Source organism: Actinotalea fermentans, from assembly GCF_007991475.1.
GTDB classification, from domain to species: domain Bacteria; phylum Actinomycetota; class Actinomycetes; order Actinomycetales; family Cellulomonadaceae; genus Actinotalea; species Actinotalea fermentans.
In genome coordinates this window covers 153,516-176,790 of sequence record NZ_BJYK01000004.1, presented here as the reverse complement: position 1 = coordinate 176,790, position 23,275 = coordinate 153,516, and the positions used below count along the sequence as shown (strand labels likewise).

The 23,275-nt window shown below is 73.1% G+C and carries 26 protein-coding genes; 18 read left to right on the top strand and 8 right to left on the bottom strand.

Annotated features, from left to right (window positions below; genetic code table 11):
• Nucleotides 1-185: 185 nt before the first annotated feature.
• Nucleotides 186-479 (bottom strand): EthD family reductase, encoded by a 294-nt coding sequence (locus AFE02nite_RS08100; protein ID WP_052113410.1) that lies wholly within the window; start codon nt 477-479, stop codon nt 186-188.
• Nucleotides 480-481: 2 nt separating this feature from the next.
• Nucleotides 482-1,702 carry an MFS transporter gene (locus tag AFE02nite_RS08095; protein ID WP_052113409.1) on the bottom strand — a complete coding sequence of 407 codons (1,221 nt, stop codon included), beginning with the start codon at nt 1,700-1,702 and terminating at the stop codon, nt 482-484.
• A 187-nt stretch (nt 1,703-1,889) separates the two neighbouring features.
• On the opposite strand from AFE02nite_RS08095, the gene AFE02nite_RS08090 reads away from it, so the two are divergent.
• The 11 genes from AFE02nite_RS08090 (at nt 1,890) to fgd (ending at nt 12,550) form a co-directional block, all read left to right on the top strand.
• Nucleotides 1,890-2,435: a nucleoside deaminase gene (locus tag AFE02nite_RS08090; RefSeq protein ID WP_261765538.1), complete on the top strand. Its 546-nt coding sequence runs from the start codon at nt 1,890-1,892 to the stop codon at nt 2,433-2,435.
• Between the two features lie 154 nt (nt 2,436-2,589).
• On the top strand, nt 2,590-3,612 hold the full coding sequence (locus AFE02nite_RS08085; protein WP_034243642.1) for an LLM class flavin-dependent oxidoreductase: 1,023 nt from the start codon (nt 2,590-2,592) through the stop codon (nt 3,610-3,612).
• Between the two features lie 27 nt (nt 3,613-3,639).
• The gene (locus AFE02nite_RS08080; protein WP_146819413.1) at nt 3,640-4,515 is read left to right on the top strand and encodes an ABC transporter permease; all 876 of its coding nucleotides are present in this window, start codon (nt 3,640-3,642) and stop codon (nt 4,513-4,515) included.
• 1 nt (nt 4,516) lies between these two features.
• Nucleotides 4,517-5,329 (top strand): ABC transporter ATP-binding protein, encoded by an 813-nt coding sequence (locus tag AFE02nite_RS08075; protein ID WP_052113407.1) that lies wholly within the window; start codon nt 4,517-4,519, stop codon nt 5,327-5,329.
• Nucleotide 5,330: 1 nt separating this feature from the next.
• Complete coding sequence (locus AFE02nite_RS08070) at nt 5,331-6,107, top strand: ABC transporter permease (RefSeq protein WP_034243641.1); 777 nt, start codon at nt 5,331-5,333, stop codon at nt 6,105-6,107.
• 103 nt (nt 6,108-6,210) lie between these two features.
• The gene (locus AFE02nite_RS08065) at nt 6,211-7,311 is read left to right on the top strand and encodes an ABC transporter substrate-binding protein (RefSeq protein ID WP_034243640.1); all 1,101 of its coding nucleotides are present in this window, start codon (nt 6,211-6,213) and stop codon (nt 7,309-7,311) included.
• Between the two features lie 104 nt (nt 7,312-7,415).
• Complete coding sequence (locus AFE02nite_RS08060) at nt 7,416-8,243, top strand: nitrilase-related carbon-nitrogen hydrolase (RefSeq protein WP_034243639.1); 828 nt, start codon at nt 7,416-7,418, stop codon at nt 8,241-8,243.
• Nucleotides 8,244-8,305: 62 nt separating this feature from the next.
• Nucleotides 8,306-9,715, top strand: coding sequence for an aminotransferase class III-fold pyridoxal phosphate-dependent enzyme (locus tag AFE02nite_RS08055; RefSeq protein ID WP_052113406.1), 1,410 nt, complete (start codon nt 8,306-8,308; stop codon nt 9,713-9,715).
• Nucleotides 9,712-10,155 carry a carboxymuconolactone decarboxylase family protein gene (locus tag AFE02nite_RS08050; RefSeq protein ID WP_034243638.1) on the top strand — a complete coding sequence of 148 codons (444 nt, stop codon included), beginning with the start codon at nt 9,712-9,714 and terminating at the stop codon, nt 10,153-10,155. The genes AFE02nite_RS08055 and AFE02nite_RS08050 overlap by 4 nt, the downstream gene beginning before the upstream one ends.
• Complete coding sequence (gene hydA / locus AFE02nite_RS08045) at nt 10,152-11,546, top strand: dihydropyrimidinase (RefSeq protein WP_034243637.1); 1,395 nt, start codon at nt 10,152-10,154, stop codon at nt 11,544-11,546. Before AFE02nite_RS08050 ends, hydA begins: the two co-directional genes overlap by 4 nt.
• Nucleotides 11,547-11,551: 5 nt before the next feature.
• Nucleotides 11,552-12,550 (top strand): glucose-6-phosphate dehydrogenase (coenzyme-F420), encoded by a 999-nt coding sequence (gene fgd, locus AFE02nite_RS08040; protein WP_034243635.1) that lies wholly within the window; start codon nt 11,552-11,554, stop codon nt 12,548-12,550.
• A gap of 7 nt (nt 12,551-12,557) precedes the next feature.
• Here the strand turns inward: fgd and AFE02nite_RS08035 are convergent, their stop codons facing one another.
• A complete protein-coding gene (locus AFE02nite_RS08035) occupies nt 12,558-13,979 on the bottom strand; it encodes an aminotransferase-like domain-containing protein (protein WP_052113405.1) in 1,422 nt (473 codons plus the stop codon).
• Between the two features lie 127 nt (nt 13,980-14,106).
• Here AFE02nite_RS08035 and AFE02nite_RS17355 point away from each other — a divergent pair, with 127 nt between their 5' ends.
• The 3 genes from AFE02nite_RS17355 (at nt 14,107) to AFE02nite_RS08020 (ending at nt 16,949) form a co-directional block, all read left to right on the top strand.
• Nucleotides 14,107-15,426 carry an outer membrane protein assembly factor BamB family protein gene (locus tag AFE02nite_RS17355; RefSeq protein WP_034243634.1) on the top strand — a complete coding sequence of 440 codons (1,320 nt, stop codon included), beginning with the start codon at nt 14,107-14,109 and terminating at the stop codon, nt 15,424-15,426.
• 64 nt (nt 15,427-15,490) lie between these two features.
• A complete protein-coding gene (locus tag AFE02nite_RS08025) occupies nt 15,491-15,925 on the top strand; it encodes a VOC family protein (protein WP_034243667.1) in 435 nt (144 codons plus the stop codon).
• A 55-nt stretch (nt 15,926-15,980) separates the two neighbouring features.
• Nucleotides 15,981-16,949, top strand: coding sequence for a hypothetical protein (locus AFE02nite_RS08020; RefSeq protein ID WP_052113404.1), 969 nt, complete (start codon nt 15,981-15,983; stop codon nt 16,947-16,949).
• A gap of 7 nt (nt 16,950-16,956) precedes the next feature.
• Here AFE02nite_RS08020 and AFE02nite_RS08015 read toward each other — a convergent pair whose 3' ends face one another.
• The gene (locus AFE02nite_RS08015) at nt 16,957-17,331 is read right to left on the bottom strand and encodes a VOC family protein (RefSeq protein ID WP_034243632.1); all 375 of its coding nucleotides are present in this window, start codon (nt 17,329-17,331) and stop codon (nt 16,957-16,959) included.
• A 115-nt stretch (nt 17,332-17,446) separates the two neighbouring features.
• Between AFE02nite_RS08015 and AFE02nite_RS08010 the strand changes: the two genes are divergently transcribed.
• Nucleotides 17,447-17,920 carry an SRPBCC family protein gene (locus AFE02nite_RS08010; protein WP_034243631.1) on the top strand — a complete coding sequence of 158 codons (474 nt, stop codon included), beginning with the start codon at nt 17,447-17,449 and terminating at the stop codon, nt 17,918-17,920.
• A 245-nt stretch (nt 17,921-18,165) separates the two neighbouring features.
• The gene (locus AFE02nite_RS08005) at nt 18,166-18,522 is read left to right on the top strand and encodes a hypothetical protein (RefSeq protein WP_052113403.1); all 357 of its coding nucleotides are present in this window, start codon (nt 18,166-18,168) and stop codon (nt 18,520-18,522) included.
• Nucleotides 18,523-18,567: 45 nt separating this feature from the next.
• Here the strand turns inward: AFE02nite_RS08005 and AFE02nite_RS08000 are convergent, their stop codons facing one another.
• Entirely contained in the window at nt 18,568-19,464 is an 897-nt protein-coding gene (locus tag AFE02nite_RS08000; protein WP_034243629.1) for a hypothetical protein, read from the bottom strand.
• 160 nt (nt 19,465-19,624) lie between these two features.
• Between AFE02nite_RS08000 and AFE02nite_RS07995 the strand changes: the two genes are divergently transcribed.
• The gene (locus AFE02nite_RS07995) at nt 19,625-20,173 is read left to right on the top strand and encodes a SigE family RNA polymerase sigma factor (protein WP_052113419.1); all 549 of its coding nucleotides are present in this window, start codon (nt 19,625-19,627) and stop codon (nt 20,171-20,173) included.
• Complete coding sequence (locus AFE02nite_RS07990; RefSeq protein ID WP_146819408.1) at nt 20,170-21,456, top strand: hypothetical protein; 1,287 nt, start codon at nt 20,170-20,172, stop codon at nt 21,454-21,456. Before AFE02nite_RS07995 ends, AFE02nite_RS07990 begins: the two co-directional genes overlap by 4 nt.
• 10 nt (nt 21,457-21,466) lie before the next feature.
• Here AFE02nite_RS07990 and AFE02nite_RS07985 read toward each other — a convergent pair whose 3' ends face one another.
• The 3 genes from AFE02nite_RS07985 to AFE02nite_RS07975 form a co-directional block, all read right to left on the bottom strand.
• Entirely contained in the window at nt 21,467-21,910 is a 444-nt protein-coding gene (locus AFE02nite_RS07985) for a hypothetical protein (protein ID WP_034247663.1), read from the bottom strand.
• A gap of 161 nt (nt 21,911-22,071) precedes the next feature.
• Nucleotides 22,072-22,533: an NAD(+)--rifampin ADP-ribosyltransferase gene (arr, locus tag AFE02nite_RS07980; RefSeq protein ID WP_034247661.1), complete on the bottom strand. Its 462-nt coding sequence runs from the start codon at nt 22,531-22,533 to the stop codon at nt 22,072-22,074.
• Nucleotides 22,530-23,210 carry a Type 1 glutamine amidotransferase-like domain-containing protein gene (locus AFE02nite_RS07975; protein WP_052113879.1) on the bottom strand — a complete coding sequence of 227 codons (681 nt, stop codon included), beginning with the start codon at nt 23,208-23,210 and terminating at the stop codon, nt 22,530-22,532. Before AFE02nite_RS07975 ends, arr begins: the two co-directional genes overlap by 4 nt.
• Nucleotides 23,211-23,275 lie beyond the last annotated feature (65 nt).

The following is a 23,275-nucleotide window of genomic DNA, read 5'->3' as shown; positions in this document are numbered from 1 at the left end:
GAAGATGCCCCGGGAGCGTGCCGGAACCGGTCGTGAGAACGACGAAGGCCCCGGATCGCTCCGGGGCCTGTGGACTGCGCGGTGTCAGGACAACGCGAGGGCGCCGGAGTGATCCGGCGTGGTCGTCAGCTGTCGCCTGCGCATGCGGCAGACGGTACACCGCGCGGAGGCGCATCGCCCGCGCCCTACTGCCTGTCGGCCCTCCACGTCACGCTCCCGGCCTGGCCGAAGTTGGCCACGTCCGCGCGCGAGGCCTGCCCCTGCGGCGACGCCGTGGCGCGATCGGCCGTCTCGGCGTCGGGGTAGGTCAGCCGGGCGATCACGTACGGCGCCTCGGGGTCAGTGCTGTCGACCTTGCTCCAGACGAACTCGACGAGCTCAGGGATCGCGTGGACCAGGGGGACGTGGACGTCGCGGTAGTAGGCGTCGAAGGCGTCCGGGTCTGCCGGGCGCCGGTAGATCACGAAGATGTCGTGCATGGTCAGGTCCTCTCGAGGATGGGGTGGAGTGGATCCGCGGGCTCCGGCGGGCTGAACCGCAGGCCGAGGCAGAACGCCGCGAGCCCGGTCACCGTGACGACGGCACCGACCAGGCCCGTGGACGCGTAGCCCCAGCCGCGCAGGATGGCGAACGAGCCGACCAGCGCACCCACGCCGTTGGACGCGTTGAAGGCCAGGCTCGTCAGCGCGGCGCCCAACAGCTGCGCACGCCCCGCGTACCGCATGATGCGCAGGGTGAACCCGATCGCTGCGGGTGGCCCGAGCAGGCCGATCAGGAACAGGCAGACGACCAGGGCGACGACGGACGACGCCGTGAGCCACAGCCCGACGAGAGTCAGCACCGTCAGCGCGCTGCTCACGACGACGGCGCGCAGCGGCCCCGCGTCGACGACGCGGCCGCCCAGCACCCCACCGATCGACCCGCCCACACCCCACGCGAGCATCGCCCAGGGGACGAGGGCCTGCGGCGCGCCCGCCGCGTCGGTGACCAGCGGGGCGACGTAGACGTAGGTCGCGAAGACGCCGCTCGCCGTCACCAGGACGCCGACGGCGCCGAAGACCACCTGCGACTGCCGCAGGCCCGACAGCTCGGCGCGCATGTCGAGGGACCGGTCCCCGGGTGCCCGCGGGACGAACCGCACGATGAGCGCGGCGGCCAGGACGGCCAGCGCGGCGATCAGCACGAACGCCCAGCGCCACCCGGCCACCTGGCCGAGCCACGTGCCGAGCGGGACGCCGGTCAGCGTCGAGAGGTTGAGCCCGAGGGCGACGTAGCCGACGGCCCGCCCCTGACGGTGCGCCGGGACCAGCGACGCCGCGAGCACCTGCGCCGTCCCGAAGTACGCCGCGTGCGGGATACCCGCGAGGAACCGCACCGCGTGCAGGGACTCGATGCTGACCGCCAGTGCTGTGAGCAGGTTGCCGAGGCCGAGGGCGAGGACGAGGGCCACCGCCAGCGTCCGCCGGGGCAGGTGCGTGACGAGCCCGACGATCACAGGGGTGCCGATCACGACGCCGACGGCGTACGTCGCGATGACGCGGCCGGTCTCGGCCGGATCGGTCCCCACGGCGTGGCCGATCTCGGGCAGCAGGCCCATCGTCACGAACTCGGTCATGCCGATCACGAACGTGCCGAGGGCGAGGGCAGCGGTGGCGAGCCCGACGTGCACGCGGGTGTCGGGTCGGCTCGGGGAGGTGGTCATCGGGTCGGGACGCTAGCCGCGAGAAGGGCGTCCGCGACCGCCCTGGTTGCGCGGTATTTCTTCGTGACACGGGTGACACCCCGCCCGACGAGGGGCGCAACACCCGCTCCCTACGGTCGGCATCCATGAGCGGCCGGCGCGCACCGCGCCGGGCCGCCGGACCCCACGACCCGCCAAGGAGCCACCCGTGACCGACGACCTGCCCGTCTGCACCGTCGACGACCCGTTCATGCGCGCCGCCTACGACGTCGCCCTCGAGGGCTACCGGTCGGGGGGCATCCCGATCGGCGCGGTGATCGTGTACCGCGGCGAGATCATCGGCCGGGGCCACAACTCCCGGTTCCAGCGCAGCAACCCGATCCTGCACGGCGAGATGACGGCGTTCGAGAACGCGGGTCGCCAGCCGGCCGAGGTGTACCGGGAGTCGACGCTGTACACGACCCACTCGCCGTGCACGATGTGCGCCGGCACCACCCTGCTGTTCGGCGTGCCGCGGCTCGTCATCGGCGAGGAGATCCACAGCCGCCGGAACACCAACTACCTGGGGTCCGGCAAGCTGCCGTCGGAGTTCCTCCGGTCGATCGGCATGGAGGTCACGGTCCACGACGACCTCGCCTGCTACGAGATCCTCGAGCGCTTCGCCCACGAGAAGCCGGACGTCTGGGCGGAGGACATCGGCGTCACCGTGCCCGAGCTGATGGACATGCTCGCGGATCCGGCCTTCAAGCCCTGACGGCCCGCGTCCCGCCATTGAGCGGTATCTGACGGTGACGCCTCGGACATCGCGGTGCCACGTCGCCGCGACATCGGCTCCGTAGCGTCCCGGTCATCGCGAAAGACCACGGCAACGGCGCCGCCACCACGAACCACGGATCGGAGAAGGTCGGATGGCGCAGTTCGGTCTGATGATGGGCGGGAAGCCGATCGACGAGCACGTCGCACTGTCGAAGGAGGCCGAGGCTCTCGGCTTCGGGACGGTGTGGCTGGGCGAGGGACGCCTCACCGGGAGCGTCATCCCGCACATGACCGCCGTGCTGCGGGAGACGAGCACGATCAAGGTCGGCAGCGGGATCCTCCCCTACCGGACGCGCAACGTCGGCATCCTGGCCGGGACGTTCAAGACGTTCGACGAGTTCGCGCCCGGCCGGTCGATCATGGGCCTCGGCCCCTGGTGGGAGCCGCTCGCCACGCGCCTGGGCCTGCCGAACACCAAGCCGCTCACGGCGATGCGTGAGGTCATCACGGTCTCCAAGGAGCTGCTCGCCGGCCGCACCGTCACCTTCCACGGTGAGTTCGTGGACGTGACGGACATCCGGTTCGACAGCCCGCACGACGACTTCGGCCGGACGTACGACGTCCCGATCTACATCGGCGCCGTCCGCTTCGGCATGGTCGCGCTGTCCGGTGAGATCGCCGACGGCGTCCTGCTGGACTTCCTGCTGCCGCCGTCGTACACGGTCGAGGCGTGGGAGGCGATCCGCAAGGGCGCCGCGAAGTCCGGCCGCTCGCTCGAGGGCTTCGGCGTCCCGCAGCTCATCGCCTGCTCGGTCGACGACGACGACCCGCAGAAGGCCATCGACGAGTGCAAGTACTTCCTCACGCAGTACGTCGCCCAGCAGTCGCACATCACCGAGTTCTCCGGCGCCGACCCCGAGCTCATCGCGGCGGTCAAGGCCAAGGTCGGCTGGCCCGCGACGTCGGCGCAGATCAAGGACGCGATGTCGCTGCTCTCGAACGAGTTCGTGCAGTCCGTCTGCGCGTGCGGCAGCACCTCCGACGCCGTCGACAAGATCGACGAGTTCGTCGAGGCGGGCGTCACCGAGGCCGTGCTGACGCCCCAGAGCCCCGGGCTCGGCGGCCTCGACACGATCCGCCGCATCGGGAAGCACTCCGCCACCGCCGGCGTCTGACGGCGGACGACGAGGAGGGACGCGGACATGACAGCAGCTCAGGTGGTGGGTGCGCGCCCGGCGGTCGCGTCACCGGCGTGGGGCTCGGGTTGGGTGCGGGTCCGACGCGTCGCCGCGCGCTGGGGCGTCGCGGCCGTGATGGGCGTCGCGTTCGTCGTCGGGCTCTGCCTGCTCTGGGAGCTGGCGAAGCTCGTGACCGGCACGGACGACAGCCTCATGCCCCACTCGTGGGCGGTCTTCGCCCAGCTCGGCGAGCCCGCCGGCCCCGACGGGACGTGGCTGACGTACATCGCCGAGAACTGGGTCGTGACGCTGCGCAACGCCGTCGCCGGCTTCCTCGCCGGCTCGCTGCTCGGGGTCGCGCTCGGGGTGTGGATCGCCAGCAACCGGGTGGTCGGCGCCGCGCTGCTCCCGATCACCGCGCTCATGCAGACCATCCCGATCGTCGCCATCGCCCCGGCCATGGTGCTGTTCCTCGGCACGGGCTGGGAGATCAAGGCGGCCATCGCGGCCTTCCTGACCTTCTTCCCGGTCACGGTCGCCACGGCCAAGGGCATCGCGTCGACCAGCGCCGAGAGCCTCGAGCTGATGCGGGTCTGCGCAGCCAGCCGCTGGCAGACGCTCGTCAAGGTGCGGCTGCCCTCCGCCCTCCCGCTCATCTTCGTCGGGCTGGAGACGGCGGCCGGCGTCGCCGTCATCGGCGCGATCGTGGCGGAGCTGCCGTTCGGGGCCACCGAGGGGCTCGGCATGGTCATCCTGACCAGCTGGCAGTACTACACGATCCAGCCGACCTCCCTCTACCTCGCGGCCATCGCCTCGTGCGCCCTCGGCGCCTTCGTGGTCTTCGCCGTCCGCGCCATCCGCACGCTCGTTCCCGCAGCGGCCGACCCGAAGGGGGCCTGACGTGAGCACCGACACCACCGAGGCGACCGAGAGGCAGACCCGACTCGTCGGGCTCGCCGCCCGCGACGTCGTCAAGACGTTCTCCGTCAAGGGCAAGGAGAACCTCGTCCTCGACACCATCAACCTCGAGATCCCCAAGGGCGAGTTCGTCTCCGTCATCGGGCCCTCGGGCTGCGGCAAGTCGACGCTGCTGAGGATCTTCGCCGACCTCATCCCGGTCACGAGCGGCACCGCGGTGGTCGACGGCATCTCGCCGCAGCTGGCGCGGGCCGACCGCCGGCTCGGCGTCGTGTTCCAGCAGGCGAACCTGATGCCTTGGCGGAGCGTCCTGCGCAACGTCGGCCTCCCGCTCGAGGTCGAGGGGCGCGGCAAGGTCGCCCGCGACGCCACGTCGCGCGAGCTGCTCGAGCTCGTCGGGCTCGCGGGGTACGAGAAGCACCTGCCACGGCAGCTGTCGGGCGGCATGCAGCAGCGCGTCGCCATCGCCCGCGCGCTCTCGACGGAGCCGGACGTCCTCCTCATGGACGAGCCGTTCGGCGCGCTCGACGAGATCACACGCGAGCGGCTCAACCAGGAGCTCCTGTCCATCTGGGGACGGCTCCGCCCGACCGTGCTCTTCATCACCCACTCGATCCCCGAGGCGGTGTTCCTCTCGAGCCGCGTCGTGGTGATGGGCGCGCGTCCCGGACGGATCGTCGACGTCGTCGACGTCGACCTGCCGTACCCGCGGGACCCGGGTGCGCGGACGGACCCGGCGTTCCACGCGGCGGAGTCCCGGATCCGCGCGCTGCTCGCGACGGCCGGAGGGCACTGACGTGCCGGCCACCGTCAAGGAGCGCCTGGTCTCCGTGGGCAGCCCCGCCGTCGCGCTGGCTGTCGCGTTCGCCCTCTGGGAGCTCGCGGTCAAGGCCTTCGCCGTGAAGCCGCTCTTCCTGCCGGCCCCGTCGGGCATCGCGGCGCAGGCGTGGACCAACCGGTCCCAGCTGGGCGGCTTCTTCTGGCTCACCGGCAAGGAGGCCATCCTCGGGCTCCTGGCGGCGACGGCGGTCGCCACGTTCGCGGCCGTGCTCGTGCACCGCAGCCGGACGGCGGCGCAGCTCTCGGCGTCGATCGCCGGCGCCGGGCGCGCGATGCCGACCGTGGTGCTCTACCCGATCGTCACGGTCTTCCTCGGCACGACGTCGCTCGCCGTCCAGACGATCATCGCGATCGCGCTCGCCCCGCTGGTCTTCAGCTACGTCCTCGAGGGCCTCACGCAGAAGTCCGACCTCGACGAGCTCATGCACGTCGTCGGCGCCGACCGGTCCCAGACGTTCTGGAAGGTCCGCGTGCCGCTGGCCACGCCGCACCTGCTCACCGGCATCCGTACGGCCCTGCCGCTGAGCGTCATCACGGCCATCGTCGGGGAGTACTTCGGCGGCTCGACCTCGACCCTGGGCGCGCACATCCGGCTGATGGCCCAGCAGCTCCACACCATCGACCTCTGGGCGGCCATCGTCTTCGCCTGCCTCCTCGGGGTCCTCGCGTTCGTGCTCGGCGCCCTGCTCGAGCGCACGCTCGCCGCCCGCTCCGGCGTCCCGGCCACCACCTGAACCCGCCCTTCCCTTCCCCCTGCCCGCATCCCCTGCCCCCGCATCCCTCCTGCCCCGCATCCCTCGACCCGGACCCCAACCCCTGACCCCCGAGGAGCACACGATGAACACGTCACTGCGCCGACCGCTCGCCACCACCGCGGTCCTCGCCATCGCGGCCACCGCGCTCACGGCCTGCTCGTCGGCCGAGGCCGAGGAGCCCGCCGACACCGCCGAGGGCCTGACGCCCCTCAGCCTCACGCTGAGCTGGGTGACCCAGGCCGAGTACGCCGGCTTCTACGTCGCCGACAAGAAGGGGTACTACGAGGAGGAGGGCATCGACATCGAGATCCGGCCCGGCGGGCCGGACGTCAGCCCGTTCCAGCTCCTCGCCGCCGGACAGACCGACATCGCCCTGGGCGGGTACGGCCAGCAGCTGGCCGCGGTCGAGGCGGGAGCCGACCTCGTGACGATCGCGCCGGCGTTCGAGCGCGGCGCCGGACGTCTCGTCTACTTCGCCGACCGACCCGAGCTCGCCGACCCCGCCAACTGGGCGGGCACCAAGGTGAGCCTGTGGGGCGGCTGGCAGGCGACCTTCGCCGCGACGGCCTCGAAGTACGACGTCGACCTGGCGGACATCGAGATCTCCAACCAGTCGTTCGACATGACCAACTTCTGCCAGGAGGGCGTCGACCTCGCCGACGCCATGGTCTACAACGAGTGGGCCCAGGCGATCGCCGGCTGCGGCGGCCGAGAGCTCGCGCTCATCGACTACAACGAGCTCGGCACCGCCGTCATGGAGCAGAACCTCGTCGTCGACGGCGCCTGGCTGGAGGAGAACCCCGAGCTCGTCGAGGGCTTCCTGCGGGCCTCGATGCGGGGCTGGCTCGACGTCCGGGACGACCCGCAGCTGGGCGTCGACACCACCCTCGAGCTCGGACCGGCCCTGCCCGAGAAGTTCCAGACGTGGCAGATGAACGAGATCAACAAGCTCATCTGGCCGTCGAGCGCGGGCCTGTTCACGGTGCCCGAGGAGGAGTGGGACCGCAACGAGGACCTGCTCGTGCAGTTCGAGGTCATCGCAGGGAAGCCGGTGCGCGAGGACGTGGTCGACATGTCGTTCCGCGACAAGGTCGCCGCCGAGCTCGAGGCCGAGGGTGCCGACCTGATCGGCGCCGACTTCGAGCCCATGGTGATCGACCCGTACACGTACTTCCAGGACTAGGCGGGCGGGCGCCCGCCCCACCACGCCCCAGTCGCGGTCCGGTCGCGCAGTCCCTCGCGCGACCGGACCGGGACCCCACGCACGCACAACCGAGGAAGGCCATCGTGACCGTCGTACGCGCAGCACTCATCCAGACCGTCGGGCTCAGCCCGATGGAGGCCCAGAACAAGCACAACGTCGCCCTGATCGAGAAGGCGGTCGAGCAGGGCGCGCAGGTCGTCTGCCTGCAGGAGCTCTCCACGGGGCCCTACTTCTGCCAGGTGGAGGACCCGGAGTGGTTCGACCTGGCCGAGTCCGTCCCCGACGGCCCGACGACGCAGCTGATGATGGAGACCGCGCGGCGCCTCGGCGTCGTGCTGGTCGTGCCGCTGTACGAGAAGGCCGACAACTTCTACTACAACACCGCCGTCGTCATCGACGCCGACGGGACGTACCTCGGCATGTACCGGAAGAACCACATCCCGCACGGGAACTTCTTCTACGAGAAGTACTACTTCAAGCCCGGCAACCTCGGGTACCCGGTGTTCGACACGGCGGTCGGCCGGATCGGCGTCTACATCTGCTACGACCGCCACTTCCCGGAGGGCGCCCGGGCGCTGGGGATCGCCGGTGCCCAGATCGTCTTCATCCCGTCGGCCACCGCCGGCGAGTCGCGCGAGTGGTGGCTCCTGGAGCAGCGCGCGCACGCCAAGGCCAACGGCTACTACGTGGCGACGAACAACCGCGTGGGCCTGGAGGACGTCGGCCCGAACGACTTCTACGGGCTGTCCTACGTCGCGGACCCCAACGGCACGATCATCGCGCAGGCCGGCAGCGAGGAGGAGATCCTCCTGGCCGACCTGGACCTCACGGAACCCGACCGGTCGGTCATGCCGAACACGTTCTGGCGCGACCGCCGTCCGGACACGTACGACGCGCTCGTCGCCCCCTGACCCCGGCGCGACGCCGTCCGAGCAGCGACGCCGTCCGAGCAGCACCGTCCCCGAGGAGAGCCGTGAGCACGACCATGACCGCCGAGCAGATCGCCTCGATCGCCGAGCGGACCAAGAGGTACACCCTGTTCGAGTGGGGTACGCAGGACGTCGACCCCTTCGTCGTCGAGCGGGGTGAGGGCGCCCACGTCTTCGGCGCGGACGGGACCCGGTACATCGACTTCAACTCGGTGTCCGTCTCGGTGAACATCGGCCACGGCGACCCCCGGGTCGCGGACGCGATCGCCGCCCAGCTCAGGAAGATCGAGTTCGCCTCGCCGTACTGGGCCACCGAGGTCCGCGCGGAGGTCGGGGAGAAGCTCAACGCGCTCACCCCGGACGGGCTGGAGAAGGCGTTCTTCACGCTTGCCGGGGCGGACGCGAACGAGGCGGCGATCCGGACGGCGCGACTGGTCACCGGTCGCCGGAAGATCCTCGTCCGACGGCGCTCGTACCACGGCGCGACGATGGGGGTGCTCCCGCTCGCGGGGGACCCGCGCCGGTACGCGGTGGAGGGCGGGGTCGGGGACATCGCGCGGATCCCCGACCCGTACTACTACCGCCGCCTCGTGGACGGCCAGTCCGAGCAGGAGTTCTGCGAGCACGTGCTGGCCGAGACCGAGGAGATCATCCAGCTCGAGGGCCCGCACACGATCGCGGCGGTGATGGTGGAGCCGATCACGGGCTCGAACGGCCTGATCGTCCCCCCGCGCGGCTGGCTGACCGGCCTGCGGGAGCTGTGCACCAGGTACGGGATCCTGCTCATCTGCGACGAGGTGATGAGCGGCGTCGGCCGCACGGGCGCGTGGTTCGCCGTCGACCACGAGCAGGTCAGTCCGGACATCATGACGCTCGCCAAGGGCCTGACCAGCAGCTACGTGCCGCTCGGCGCGGCGATGTTCAGCGGACCGATCGCCGCAGCGGTCCAGGGGGTCCCCCTCGGTTCCGGGCTGACGTACCAGTCCCACCCGGTGGGGCTCGCCGCCGCGAAGGCGACGCTCGAGATCTACGAGAGCGACGGCCTCATCGAGAACTCCGCGGTGATGGGCGACTACCTGCGCGCCGGGCTGCGCGAGCTCGCCGCGCGCCACCCGTGCGTCGGGGACGTCAGGGGCGCGGGCCTCTTCAACGCCATCGAGCTGGTCCACGACCGCGAGACGAAGGTGGAGCTGTTCCCGCTCACCGGCCCGCAGGACCCGATCGTCCGCGAGGTCACCAGGACCATGGTGAACAACGGCCTGCTCGCGGCGCTGCGCGGCCCGTGGCTCATGGCGTGCCCCCCGCTCTGCGTCACCCCCACGACGATCGACGACGCCCTCGCCGCGCTGGACAAGGGCCTCGAGGTCGCCGACCGCATCACGTCCGCGGCCGGCGCGCCGCCCCCTCCGCACACCCGGCACACCTACCCCGCAGCACTGGAGGCCTTGCGATGACTGCCAGCTACGAGACCGGCGAGCGCTACCTGCGTGGGCGAGAGGTCCTCGCGTCGATGAACAACGACCCGGACGGCCTCGCCTTCTGGCGCGATGTCGACCCCGACGTCGGCCCGGAGCTGGACCGGCTGCTCGGGGAGCACTGCTTCGGTGACATCTGGGCGGGCGACGGCCTCGACAAGCGGACCCGTCGGATCATCGTCATCACGACGCTGGCCAACCAGAACCGGATGGTGCAGCTGCACGGCCACGTGAAGAGCGCGCTCCAGCAGGGCTTCACCAAGCGGGAGATCCTCGAGATCTTCCGTCAGCTGATCGCGTACGCGGGCTTCCCGACGGCGCTGTCGTCCGTCGAGGTGGCGCGGAACGCGTTCGCCGAGTTCGACGCGGAGACGGCAGCAGCGGAGACGGCAGCGGCGGAGGCGGCGGTGCAGCCGTGACGCGCACCGCCATCACCGGTGGCCTCGTCGTCAACGCCTCCGACTCGCTGCGGGCGGCGGTGCTGATCGACGGCGAGACGATCGTCGCCGTCGCGCACGAGGACTCCGACCTGGTGCGGCGCTTCTGCGAGGACGCCGAGGTCGTCGACGCGACAGGGAAGTACGTCATCCCCGGCGGGATCGACGCCCACACGCACATGGAGGCGGGCCAGGACCCCACGACGTCGTCGGACACCTTCGAGACGGGGACCATCGCCGCCGCGCACGGCGGGACGACGACGATCCTCGACTTCGCGGCCCCGCTCGTGGGCGGCAGCGTGTTGGGTGCGGTCGAGCGGTACCACGACAAGGCGAACGGGAGCTGCGCCGTCGACTACGGCTTCCACGTGATGACCCGCGACGTGGACGCGACCACCTTCGCGGAGATGAGCATGCTCGTCGACCAGGGGGTCACGAGCTTCAAGATGTTCACCGCCTACCCGGGCCAGTGGTACTCCACGGACGACACGATCTTCCGGGTGATGCGGCACGCCGGCGAGATCGGCGCCCTCGTGATGATGCACGCGGAGAACGGCCTCGTGATCGACGTCCTGCGCGACGAGGCGGCGCTGCGCGGCGACACCGCCCCCGTGTGGCACTCGCTCACCCGGCCCGAGGCCCTCGAGGCGGAGGCCGTCCACCGCGTGGCACGGCTCGCGGAGGTCGCCGGCGCGCCCGTCTACATCGTCCACCTGTCGTCCGCGCCCGCCCTGGAGGAGGTCGAGCGCGCACGCCGGCGCGGGGTGCGGATCTCCGCCGAGACCTGTCCCCAGTACCTCTTCCTCGGGCTCGAGGACCTGCGGAAGCCGGACTTCGTCGGCAGCCAGTTCGTGTGCTCGCCGCCGGTGCGGCACGAGGCGCACAACCACCACGCGCTCTGGCGCGGGCTCGCCACCGGTGGCCTGGCGACCGTCGCGACCGACCACTGCCCCTTCTGCATGCACCAGAAGGAGCTGGGCCTGGCCGACTTCCGGGCGATCCCGAACGGGGTGCCGGGGGTGGAGCACCGCGTCGAGCAGATCTACGAGGGCGTGGTCCAGGGCCACCTGACGCTCAACCGCTGGGTCGAGGTGTGCTCGACCCAGGTCGCCAAGACCTTCGGGCTGCACCCGCGCAAGGGGCTGCTCGCGGCGGGGGCCGACGCCGACGTCGTCGTCTTCGACCCGAACCGGCCCCGCACCATCTCGGCCCAGACCCACCACATGAACGTCGACTACTCGGCCTACGAGGGTCAGACGCTGCCCGGCAGCGTCGTCACGACGTTCCTGCGGGGGAAGAAGATCGTCGACGACGGGCAGTTCTGCGGCACCCGCTCGGGTGGCGCGTTCCTCAAGCGTTCCGTCGGGAGCTGAGGGTCATGCGCATCGGCTACAAGGCGTCGGCGGAGCAGTTCGGGCCGCGAGAGCTCGTGGACCTGGCGGTGCTGGCGGAGCAGGCCGGGCTCGACAGCGTGTGGGTCTCGGACCACTTCCAGCCGTGGCGGCACGAGGGCGGGCACGCGCCGTTCGCGCTGGCGGTCCTCGCCGCGGCCGGCGAGCGTACGTCCCGGGTGCTCCTCGGGACGAGCGTGCTCACGCCGACGTTCCGGTACAACCCGGCGGTCCTGGCCCAGGCGTTCGGCACCCTCGGCGTCCTGTTTCCCGGACGCGTGGCGCTGGGCGTCGGATCGGGGGAGGCCCTCAACGAGCGTGCCGTCGACCCGGCCCTGGAGTGGCCCGAGTTCAAGGAGCGGTTCGCGCGCCTGCGCGAGTCGGTCGAGCTCATGCGCGCGCTCTGGGCCGGGGACCGCGTCTCGTTCGACGGGGCCTTCTACGCGACGTCCGACGCAACCGTCTACGACCGGCCCTCCAGCGGCCTTCCCGTGTACGTCGCGGCCGGCGGGCCGGTCGTGGCCCGGTACGCGGGACGGGTCGGGGACGGGTTCATCTGCACCTCCGGCAAGGGCGTCGAGCTGTACCGGGACAAGCTCATGCCCGCGGTGGCCGAGGGCGCAGCCGCCGCGGGGCGGGACCCGTCCGGCATCGACAAGATGATCGAGATCAAGCTGTCCTACGCCGCCGACCGCGCGACGGCGCTGGAGGCCTGCCGCTTCTGGGCCCCGCTGTCCCTGACCGCCGAGCAGAAGCACGGCGTCGACGACCCCACGGAGATGGCGCGCCTGGCCGACCGCCTGCCGATCGAGGAGGTCGCGCAGCGGTGGATCGTCGCCACGACGGCGGAGGAGGTCGTCGAGCAGGTGCGGTTCTACCGGGACCTGGGCTTCGACCACCTGGTCTTCCACGCCCCGGGTCACGACCAGGCGGCGTTCCTCGAGTCCTTCGGCAACGACGTCCTGCCCGCGCTCCGCGCGTTGTAGCGGCGCCTCAGGCGGGGGAGGTCGGTGCACCCAGTCCCGTCAGGACCTCGGCGAGCCGCTGCGGGTCGTCGATCCGCGCGATCGTGATGCGGATGAACTGGCGACCGTCGGCCTCGAGCGTGAACGGCGTCCCCGGGTTGATCGAGATGTCCGCCGCGGCCGCGCGCCGCAGGGCCTCGCGCTCCGACGGCACCTCGACCCAGAGGTTGAGGCCGTCGGTGCCCGTCGACGGGAGGCCGATCGCGCCGAGCGCCTCCATGAGGGCGCGACGGCGCTGCTGGTAGACCGTCCGGGCCCGGGTCACGGTCTCCTGCGTCGCCGGGTCGGAGAGCATGAAGACCAGCAGCTGCTGGAGGATCCGCGCCGACCAGCCGGGTCCCATGCTCCGGCGGCGCTGGATGGAGTCGAGCACGTCGCGTGGGCCGCCGACGGCGGCCAGCCGCAGGTCGGGTCCGTAGGCCTTGGAGAAGCTCTCGACGTGGACGGTCAGGTCGGGGTGCCATGGCGCGACGCTGACGAGCGGGGCGGTCGCGACGTCCGAGGTGTGGTCGTCCTCGATGACCAGCACCGACGAGCCGGCGAGGACGCGGCCGAGCTCGCCGGCGCGGGCGGGCGTCGTCGAGATCCCCGTCGGGTTCTGGGCCCTGGGTTGCAGCACGAGCGCGACCGGTCGGAGCGCGAGCCGTGCTCGCAGGGCCTCGGGGACCATGCCCTCGTGGTCCATGTGCACCGGGACGGGGATGCCGCCGAAGCTCTCGATCGTGTCGATGAGGGTCGGCTGCGTCGGGTCCTCGACCAGGACGCGGTCGCCGAGGTGCACCCGGTCGCGCAGCAGCCGGTCGATGGCGTCGAAGGCGCCGTTCGTGACGATGATCTCCTCCGGCGCGAGCGCCGTCCGCCATCGTGCGCGCACGAGGTCGGCGAGCTCGGGCATCGTGTGCGGCTCGCTGTAGCTGGTCACCCCCGCGGTCTCCGCGACCGACCGCATCGCCGCCTGGATGCTCGGCAGGAGCTCGTGGTCCGGTGTGCCGTTGCTGAAGTCGTAGCGGCGCAGGCCGACGGCCCACGAGGCGTCGCGCGAGCGGTCCTGCATGGCCACCGCCCGCGGGCGGAGCACGATCGTCCCGCTGCGCCGGGCCGACCGGACGAGCCCCTCGCGGGCGAGCCGGCGCCACGCGTCGGTCACCGTCGTCGCGCTCACGTGCAGCGCGGCCGCGGTGTGCCGCACGGTCGGCAGCCGCGTGCCGGGCGGCAGGACGCCGTCGCGGATCAGCGCACTCACCCCGACGGCGATGCCTTGCGCCGAGCGTTGCTCGATCGCATGGGACATCATCTCGAGCAGCGCGGTGACGCGGGTGTTCTCGCGGGCGGCGGGCGAGCGGTCGAGGGCGGCCGGACCAGCCGGGTTCGGATCGATGTCGAGGGTCATGGTGGGGGTCCCTTCGGCGAGGCCCCTCCACGGTCCCCTGACGGCGTGAACGGCGTGTTCGCCGCTGATCACGGACATGTTTCCGGTGGGCGGCGACCCTCGACCCCTCGCGGCTAGGGTCGGCGCTATGCGCCGGCCCGGCCGGCCCGACGCGCGCGTCGGGGTGGAGATGGTGGAGGTCACCGACGCCGGCGGCGTGCCCGCGGAGCGCACCGCCCCCGCCGGGCCCGATGGCGCCGCTCCCCACTCGGCACGCCGGCGCGTGCTGCGTCGGCTGGGGATCGCGCTGGTCGCGGCCCTGCTGCTCGGCGCGGTCGCCGTGGGCGTCGCCGACGCGCGCCGCGACGCCGCTCGTCGGGAGGCGCTCGCCGACCTCGGGTGGGTGATGCCCGCGATGACCGGGCCGCCCAAGGAGGCCTGGCGGGCGCCCGGCGGTGCGGTGCTGACCCAGACGGACGGGACGGTCGTCACCCAGTCCGACGGCGCCGACCTCACCCTGCGCGCGGTCGCGACCGCCACCGGCCAGGTGCTGTGGGAACGCCCGGACACGAACGAGCAGTGCAGCCCGGTCCTCGACGAGGCGACGCAGGGCGCGAGCGCCCCGTCCGCCGTCGGCCGGCCGCAGATGCTCATGTGCCTCGCCTACGACGCACCCGGCAGCGACGGCACTCCGCCGGCCGAGGCCGCGTCGGTGCCCATCGCGTTCGTGGACCTGGAGACGGGCGCGGTGCAGGGGCGGGTGACGGTCGCCGGTCAGCTCCTCGGCCACGCCGAGGTGGGCGGGGGGCTGCTCCTGCTGACCACCCGCGCCGGGGGAGCGGTCGGCGTCGTGCGGGTGGACCCGCGGTCCGGGCGCGTCGCCTGGGACTGGACGAGCGGCTCCGGCGTCCGGCCCCGCCAGGCTCTCGCCGACCTGAGCTGGCACCTGGTCGAGGACGGCGAGGTCCTCCAGCTCGACGGCGCCCGGACGGTGGCGGTCTCCGTGGACGACGGCGCCGAGGCGGACCCCGAGCCCGGCCTCGCGAGGCGCACGTGGGCGGGCCAGGTCCACGCGGCGTTGGGGCGGGTCGGCACGGCCCTGCGCGACGTCGCGACCGGCGGCGAGCGCATCGCGGGCCTGGGCCCGGACGGCGATGCCCGGCCGTTCTTCCTGCTGGAGGGCACCGCGATCGTGGCCATCGGGTCGTCCGTGGCGGCCCTCGACGCGGAGACGGGCGCGTGGCTGTGGGTGCACCCGGCCGCCACCGACCTGGCGTTCGACCCGCTGACCGACGGCGACGTCGTTCTCGTCCCCGAGTCCGACGGCCCTGCGCTCGCCGCCCTGGGCCTGCGGACGGGGGAGGAGCGCTGGCGGATGGCGCTGCCCGCCGACGCCGTCGGGCTGCACCTCGCGCGGGACGGCACCCTGCTGGTGACCACGGCCTCCGAGGTCTTCGGCTACCGCTGAGGCGCGCCGCCCGGTGTCGGGAATCGGCTCGTCGCGGTCGGACGAGCGCCCTAACGTGGGTGCCATGCCACAGGTCAGGACGGTTCAGGTCACGTTCGACTGCGCCGAGCCGGAGCGGGTCGGCCGGTTCTGGTGCGAGGTGCTCGGGTACGTGGTCCCGCCGCCGCCCGCGGGGGTCACCTCGTGGGAGGAGTTCGACCGGTCCCTCCCGGCCGAGCGCCAGGGCTCGGCTTTTGCCTGCCAGGACCCGACGGGGGTCGGGCCGCGGCTGTTCTTCCAGCGCGTGCCGGAGGGCAAGGTCGTCAAGAACCGGGTGCACCTGGACGTGCGGGTCGGCACGGGGCTGGTGGGTGAGGAGCGCGTCGCCGCCCTCGAGGCGGAGTGCGCCCGACTGCTCGCGCTCGGCGCGACGCGCGTGCGGCTGATGGAGGCCGACGGGTTCGACGAATCGTGCCTCGTGATGCAGGACGTCGAGGGGAACGAGTTCTGCCTCGACTAGCGTGGCCGGTCGATGGCGCACGCCGTGCGCCGCAGCCGCACACGCAGGGGGACCGATGGCAGAGCTCGTGGACGACGCCGTCTCGCAGGAGGGCGCGCCGCCCGCCGACGCGCGGGCTGCCGGGCGTACGGGGCCGGTCCCGCCCTGGGCGACGTTCCTCGCGGGAATGGTCGCCGCCGTCGTCGGGCTGGCGCCGTGGCTCGCCGGCGGGGCGCGCCTGCCCCTGCAGAACCTCTGGGACGGCGGGATCCCGGCCGAGGCGCCCGTCGTGCTGCTGCCGTTCAGCCAGTACCACGTGACGTCGATCTTCGCGCTGCTCGTCGTGGGCGGGGCGGTGGCGGGCGTCGCGGCCCGCGCGCTCGTCGCCCTGGCCGGCGGCCGGGGACCGGCGCTGTGGATGGGCGGCGGGCTGCTCGTCGGGCAGGTGGTCGCCGTCGTGCAGACCATCGCGGCCGTGGCGCCCGGCCTGCGGGACGGGCGGGACTCGTCCGTGTACCTCGTCGGCATCGGGGGCGGCATGGTCGCCTGCCTGCTGATCAGCGCCGGGGTGTTCGCCCTGGTCGCGCTGGCCCCGCCTGCCGGCGCGCTGCTCGGCCTGACGACGGGCGCCGTCGCCGTGGGCGTGTGGCTGCCGATCGTCGTCGTCGAGACGAGCGGCCCCGGTTCGGCCCCGATGGGGCTGCTCCGCGCGTTCACCTACGTCATGCCCGTCCTCGTCGGGGCGGCGATCGCGTGGGCCGGCGTGCGGACGGTCGGCCGGGTCTTCTCCGCGCTGGTGAGCCTCGTCCTCGTCTGGCTGGCGCCGCCGCTGACGACCGCGATCTCCGCCGCCCTCGGCACGCGCATCCTCGCGCGGGACCTGCCCGGGATGCTCGAGTACGGCGCGGGCGTCTTCAGGCTCGCGGCCACGGACACCGCGCTGGTGGGCGAGACCCTCGCGCTCGCCGTGGCCGTGGCGGTGGCCGGGCTCATCCTGCGCGAGGCGCTCGGCCGGCGCGCGGCGCCCGCGGAGCAGCCGGCCTAGCCACGGGTCACCCGGCGGCGGCGTCCTCCAGGTAGACCAGGCTGTTTCCCTCGGGATCGCTGAAGTGGAACATCGGCGGCACGCCGTCCCACCGGAGCACCTCGTCGTTGTGGTGCACCACGCCGTCGACGGCCGCGAGGCGCGCGTAGGCCGCGTCGGCGTCGTCGGTGCCCAGGCGGAGGGCGACGGGGATGGGGCTGTCCGGGGGGAGGAGCAGCAGGCCAACCTCGGATCCGGGCGGGACCACCTCGATCATCCGCACGCCGGGCGGCACCACGGCGTCAAAGCGCAGCTCGCACCCCAGCACCTGGGTGTAGAAGGCCAGGGCCGCGTCCTGGTCGGTCACGGGCAGGGACACGCTGAGCACTCTCGTCGTCGTCATGCTGGGCAGACCGTGCTCGACGCGGGAACTGAGCGGGCGGTGAGCCGGTCGCCCCGCGGCGCGGACTTTGTACCGGTGTCTGGTGCTGCACCCGCCGGGCGTGGATGATCGGCGGATGGCTCCGATCGAGTTCGAGATCGAGCGCACCGTCCGTGCCCCGATCGACCAGGTGTTCGCCCGGCTCGTCGACATCGAGGGGTACAACGCCTGGATGGCGGGCAGCGGGACGATGCTGCGCCGAACTCGGCAGACGTCACCCGGGGCGCCCGCCGTCGGGACGACGTTCGTCGACGAGACGAGCCAGGGAAAGATCCCCGGTGAGGTCACCGAGCTGGAGCCACCGCACACGATCGTCTTCCACTGGTGGAGCACGTCCCGGTCGGGCCGGCCCAAGTTCGAGGGCTGGCCGGGCTACCACCTTCAGCCCGCCGACGACGGCGCGACGGTGGTCCGCCATCACGCCAGGCTCGTCCCGTACGGCATGTGGCGCCTCGCGACGCCGATCCTGCGGCGGATGGCCCGCAAGGAGCGCACCACCACCATGGACGCGCTGACGGCGTCCTTCGAGCGGGGCGCGGCGGCCGCGTGAGGTGACGGGAGGCGCGAGCGGGAGGGCCCAGGGAGACGACGCGCGCAGGCTCCCGCGACCCTTCGCCCGCTACTGGGCCGCCGACGCCATCAGCGCGTTCGGAACCGCGGTGACCGGCGTCGCCCTCCCGGTGCTGGTGGTCCAGCAGCTCGGCGCGACGCCGTTCGAGGTCGGCGTCGTCAACGCCGCTCGGCGCCTCGCTGGCGCCTCGGCTCGGCACGTGGCAGGGGCCGGGCCGCGTCGTCGTGCTGACGCGCGCGGCGTACCCGCTCGCCTGGGCGCTCGTCGCGCTCGCCCCGCAGAGCACGGCCGGCACCCTGCTGCTGCTCCTCGCGCTGATCATCCAGGGCCTCGCCGCCGGTGCGGAGAACGCGAACGAGATGGCCCTCTGGCAGTCGCTCACCCCGGACGGGGTGCTCGGACGGGCCAATGCCACCAGGCGGTCCGCCAACCGGACGGCGGCGGCCGTCGGGGCGCTCGGTGGGGGCTTCGCCGTCGGGCAGCTCGGCGACCGGCCGACGCTCGTCGCGGTGGCGGTCGTCTTCGCCGGGGCTGCCGCCATCGCGGCGCTGTCACCGGTGCGGGACGCGCGGGCGTCGTGACGACTCGTCGGACCGAGCCGGGTGTGCGGCGGGACTGCCGACGCGTCAACTCCCGGTCGCGCGCCGGTAACCCTTCCCGTCCTCCGTGCCCGTCCGGGACCAGCCCGCGTCCGTCACGACACCGTCGGCGGTCACCACGGCCCGCCACGCGTACGTGGTCGGCCAGCGGCGGAACACCGGGACCACCGTCGTGACCACGCGCATCAGCAGCGGGAGCCGGCGCGGGCGCCAGCGCCGGGTCGCCTGCAGCGACACCTCGCGGTCGTCGCCGGCCGGGCGCACCGACCACACGCCGCCGGTGACCCGCGCGTCGTCCATCTCGAGCACCCACGTGCCGTCGGCGACCGCGCCCTCGCGGCCCAGGTCGGGCAGCGGCGGCGTGAACCGCACGGCGACCCCGTGGCCGGCCGCGGCGGCCGTCACGGCCCGCACGCCGCCGTCGGGCCCAGGCTCAACCACGCCATCGCCCGGGCTGCCCGCCGCGACGTCGTCGTCCGCGTTGAGGCGGGCCGAGCAGATGGGGCCCGCGTACTTGATCAGGTGACGGCGGTGCAGGCGACGCCCGGGCAGGGCGCCGATGCGGGCGTCCTCCCCGTCGATCCGGATGACCGGCGACCGGCCGGGCACCTCGTGGACCAGGTCGAAGATCGGCATCCAGACCACGAGCATCGCCCGCGGCTCGGTGACGGCGGCGCTGACCGGTGCGAGGAACCCGCCGCGCCGACGCGGACGGCCGTCACGGTCGTCGACGTCGATCTCGATCAGCCGCCCGTCTGCGTCGGTGAACCGCGCCTGGGCGACGACGCCGTCGTCGGTCACCTCGATATGCGCGACCTCGAACGGCGTCTGGGTCCACGAGTGCGTCCCGGCGCCGATGGAGTACCCGCTCGGGTCGAGCCGTAGGGCGGGGTCGGCGCCGGGCGGGTGGACCGGGGAGTCCATGCACACCGTAGGGAGCGGCGACACGTCCCGGTGGGACGTGGTCACCACCGGGCGCGCTCGCGGGCCCGGACTACTCCGTCCGTGGGACCCTGCCGTCCGGATGGAACCTGTGCCGCGCGTCGTGCGTGTACGGGTGGTGGGGGCCGAGGGGAGCGACGTCGTGAGCGACGAGAGCGGTGAGCTGGAGCTGCTCGCCGCCCGCTCCGCCGAGGACCGCGACGCGGAGTTCACCGCCTTCATGGCGGCCGCGATCCCGGCCCTTCACCGGTCGGCGTTCCTGCTGTGCGGGGACGCGCACCGCGCCGACGAGCTCACCCAGCACGCGCTCGAGCGGACCTACCGGGCCTGGCCGCGCGCCCGGGAGGGCGACCCGCTCGCCTACGCCCGGCGGGTGCTCATGAACCTCCGCGTCGACGGCTGGCGTCGGACGCGGCGCGAGGTGCTCGCCGATCCGCACACGATCGCCGGCCGCGAGGCAACGTGGACCGACCCGGACCTCGGTGACCGCGACGAGGTGCTGCGCGCCCTCCAGGCGCTCCCGCTGAAGCAGCGCCGCGTCGTCGTGCTCCGGTACCTGCTCGACCTCAGCGAGGCGCAGGTCGCCGCCGAGCTCGACCTGCCCCTCGGGACTGTGAAGTCGACGGCCGCGCGTGGGCTCGCGAGCCTCCGCGCCCTCCTCGCCCCGGCGATCGACGGGAGGCCGCTGTGACGCACACCGACGACGACGTCCTCGTCGCCTTCCTCCGCGGGCACGCGCTCGACGCCGTCCCGCCGTCCGGCCTGGACCCGCGCGTCGTGCTGGCGTCCAGCCGGCGCAAGCGGGCGTTCGTCCGCGGCGCGCGCGCGGCCGCCGCGCTGGTGGTGGCAGGCGCCGTCGTCGTGGGCGGGGTGACCCTCGCCGACCGCTGGGACCGGCCCACGCCCCCCGTGGACGAGGTGCCCGGGCCGACCACGCCGCAGCCCACCGACGCCGACCCGCAGCCGGCGGACGACGCGGCCGCCGTCGGGCTCGCCGAGGGCATCCGGGCCGTGAACCTGCCCGTGGCGACGACCCTGGCCGACGGCACCGCCGTCCTCGACCTGGGGCTCGGCGACGCGTGGCCCTCGCTCGGGGACCGCCTCGCGCTCACGACCGGACCGGCGCAGGGCGCGAACCCCGAGCCCGACGTCGACCCCGTCTTCGACGCCGCACCGCCCGGCGCGGAGGTCCGCGTGTGGACGGCGTCGGCCGAGGGGCTGCGCACGCGCGTGGCGACGCTGTCCTGGCTGCCGGCCGACACCCCGGCGGACTACCCCGACGGCGTCTACCCGGCGCCCACGAAGGTCGTGGAGGAGTCGGTCGCCGGCCACACGCTGCTCCTCGGCGCCGTGCCGTCGTGGATCACCGATCCCACCGTGACCCTGCACCTGAGCGGGGAGGTGCGGCTCGCCGACGGGAGCACCGGCCGCGCGCTCGCGGTGCCCACCTTCGCGGCGCCCACCCCGGACGGCCGTCTGCTCTACCTCGTCGCGTTCGACCCGAGCGCCGGCGTCAGCGACGGCGAGGGCTACGCCGTCACGATCACCGACGGCCCCGGCCGGGCCCTGCTGGCGGGCTGCCCGGGCAGCGACGTCGACGCGTGCGTCGCCGCCGTGGCGGACCCGGTCAGCGCCCTGCCCGAGATGTGCGCCGAGCTTCCGGCCGGCATCGCCGGCACCGGGCCGTCCTACGAGGGCTGGTGGAGCTCCACGCCGGCCACCGAGGACGGCGGGGTGCGCACCGACCCCGCCGACTGGCCACCGATCATGCGCGAGCACCCGCGGACCGTGCTCGTCGACACCCGCAACGGGAAGGTCCTCGAGTCCTTCGACCGGATCGCCTGCAGCTCGATCCCCGACTACGCCGTCCCGGCAGGGCTGGCGCTGCCGCCGGACGCCGTCGTCGTGCTCGACGCCGACACCGGCGAGATCCTCCAGACCATGTCGCCGCCGTACTTCGAGCCCCAGTGGTGAGCGCGCGCCCCTAGCGGTTCTTGAACGGCGCCCCGACCGTCGCCCCCCAGCGCACCGCGCGCACGGACTCGCCGGCGACCAGGCCGCCCGTGGCGGCGTCGACCATGAAGCCCTCGGCCGGTGCCGAGACGCGGAAGCCGATCTGCCCGAGGCGCTTCTCGACGGTGCGCGCCGCGGGATCGCCGAAGAGCGGCTTCTTCACCCGGGTGTCGAACGCCGCGCCCGAGCAGCCGAGCGGCACGCGCACCTTGTCGAGCCAGTTCATCAGTGCCTTCTGACCGTCGCCGCCCGCGGCGCCGACAATGAGCAGGTTCAGGTCCTTCGGGATCTCCGCGGGGGCGGTGGCGACGTCGGTGCGCTGGATCTCACCGAACTCCTCCATGCCCTTGCTCACCATGGCGGCGATCATCTTGGTGTTCGACGACGCGGACTCGAAAACGACCAGTGCCTTCATCCGACATGTCCTGATCTACGGCCACAGGGGGGAGGGTGAGCCGTGCGTCCCTGCCACGCGTCTTTGCGTGCACCTGCCCCATCGGCCGCCGTCGCCGATTTTTAGAGGAGTTGACGCACTGGTTGCGCCGGCGGAATGGGCGGCGCCCGCAGCCCGTCTGCTCAGTCGTCGATGACGTCGAGCCCCTGCTCGCGCAGCCGCGCGAGGCTGTCGAGCATCGACTGCAGCACCTCCGGCTCGTGCCCGGGCCAGTCGGGCACCTCCTCCACGACGCGCAGGCCCGCGCGCGTCCGGTACGACTGCGTCGGGTTCCCCGGGAAGCGCTTGTTCGTCACGTTCGGGTCGTCCTCGAAGGGCCCCAGCGGCTCGACGACGTACACGTGCCCGCGCTCCTCGACCCCGGCGAGCGCGGTGGCCAGCTCGGCGCCCCACGCGGCGGTCTCGATCAGGCCCGTGAAGTAGATGTGGTTCGACACGCGGCCGTCCTGGTAGTTCGACCCGTACCCGGGCACGAGCTCCGTCCCCACCGTGACCTCGCTCCGCGTCCCGTGGAAGAACGGCCCGACGACGTCGGCACAGCTCTCGTACGTGACCGGCGTCCACCCCGGCGGATCCTGCGTCATCGACGCCCCCTCTCCTGAGGCTCCAGCATCGCCCAGCGGCCCTCGGAGACCACCTCGACCGCGCCGTCGGCCACGACGATCGCCGTCTGCTCGTCGATGACATAGGCGGGGACGTCGAGGTCGGCGGCCCACCGCTCGGCGTCGGCCATGGTGTTGGTCGGGAACGCGTCGAGGTGCGGGAAGAGCGAGAAGCCGACGACGCCGAGCGTCCGGTCGTCCGGCGCTCCTGCCCACTCGAGGAAGTACTGCCCGATGCGCGGCGTCAGCACCATGCTGCCGGCGCTCACGCCCACCCAGACGGTCTCCTCGAGCGAGGGCAGCAGGTCGGCCAGCCCCGACTCCCGCATCCGGTGGGCCAGGTAGGCGGCGTCGCCGCCGTCGACCAGGAGGACGTCCGCGGCGCGCACCCAGGGCACCCACCGCTCCGCGCCGATCGTCGGCAGCGCGGTGAGCTCGAGGACCCCGAGCGACGCCCAGCCCAGGCCAGTCAGGTGGGCCCACCGCGAGTCGGCCGCGAGGAGGCCGCGCACCGACGTCGGGCCGCAGGCGGGGTGGCCCCACTGCGCCGTCGGGATGCAGAGCGCGTGCGCCTCGCCGACGGGCTTGCCGAGCAGCCGCTCGAGCGCCGCGTGGATGCTCGGGTTGGTCACGCCGCCCGACGTGAGGAGCAGCTTCAACGGTGCCTCCAGGGATGGTGCGAGCAGGGCCAGTGTCGGTGACGACTCCCGCCGGCGCCCGAACT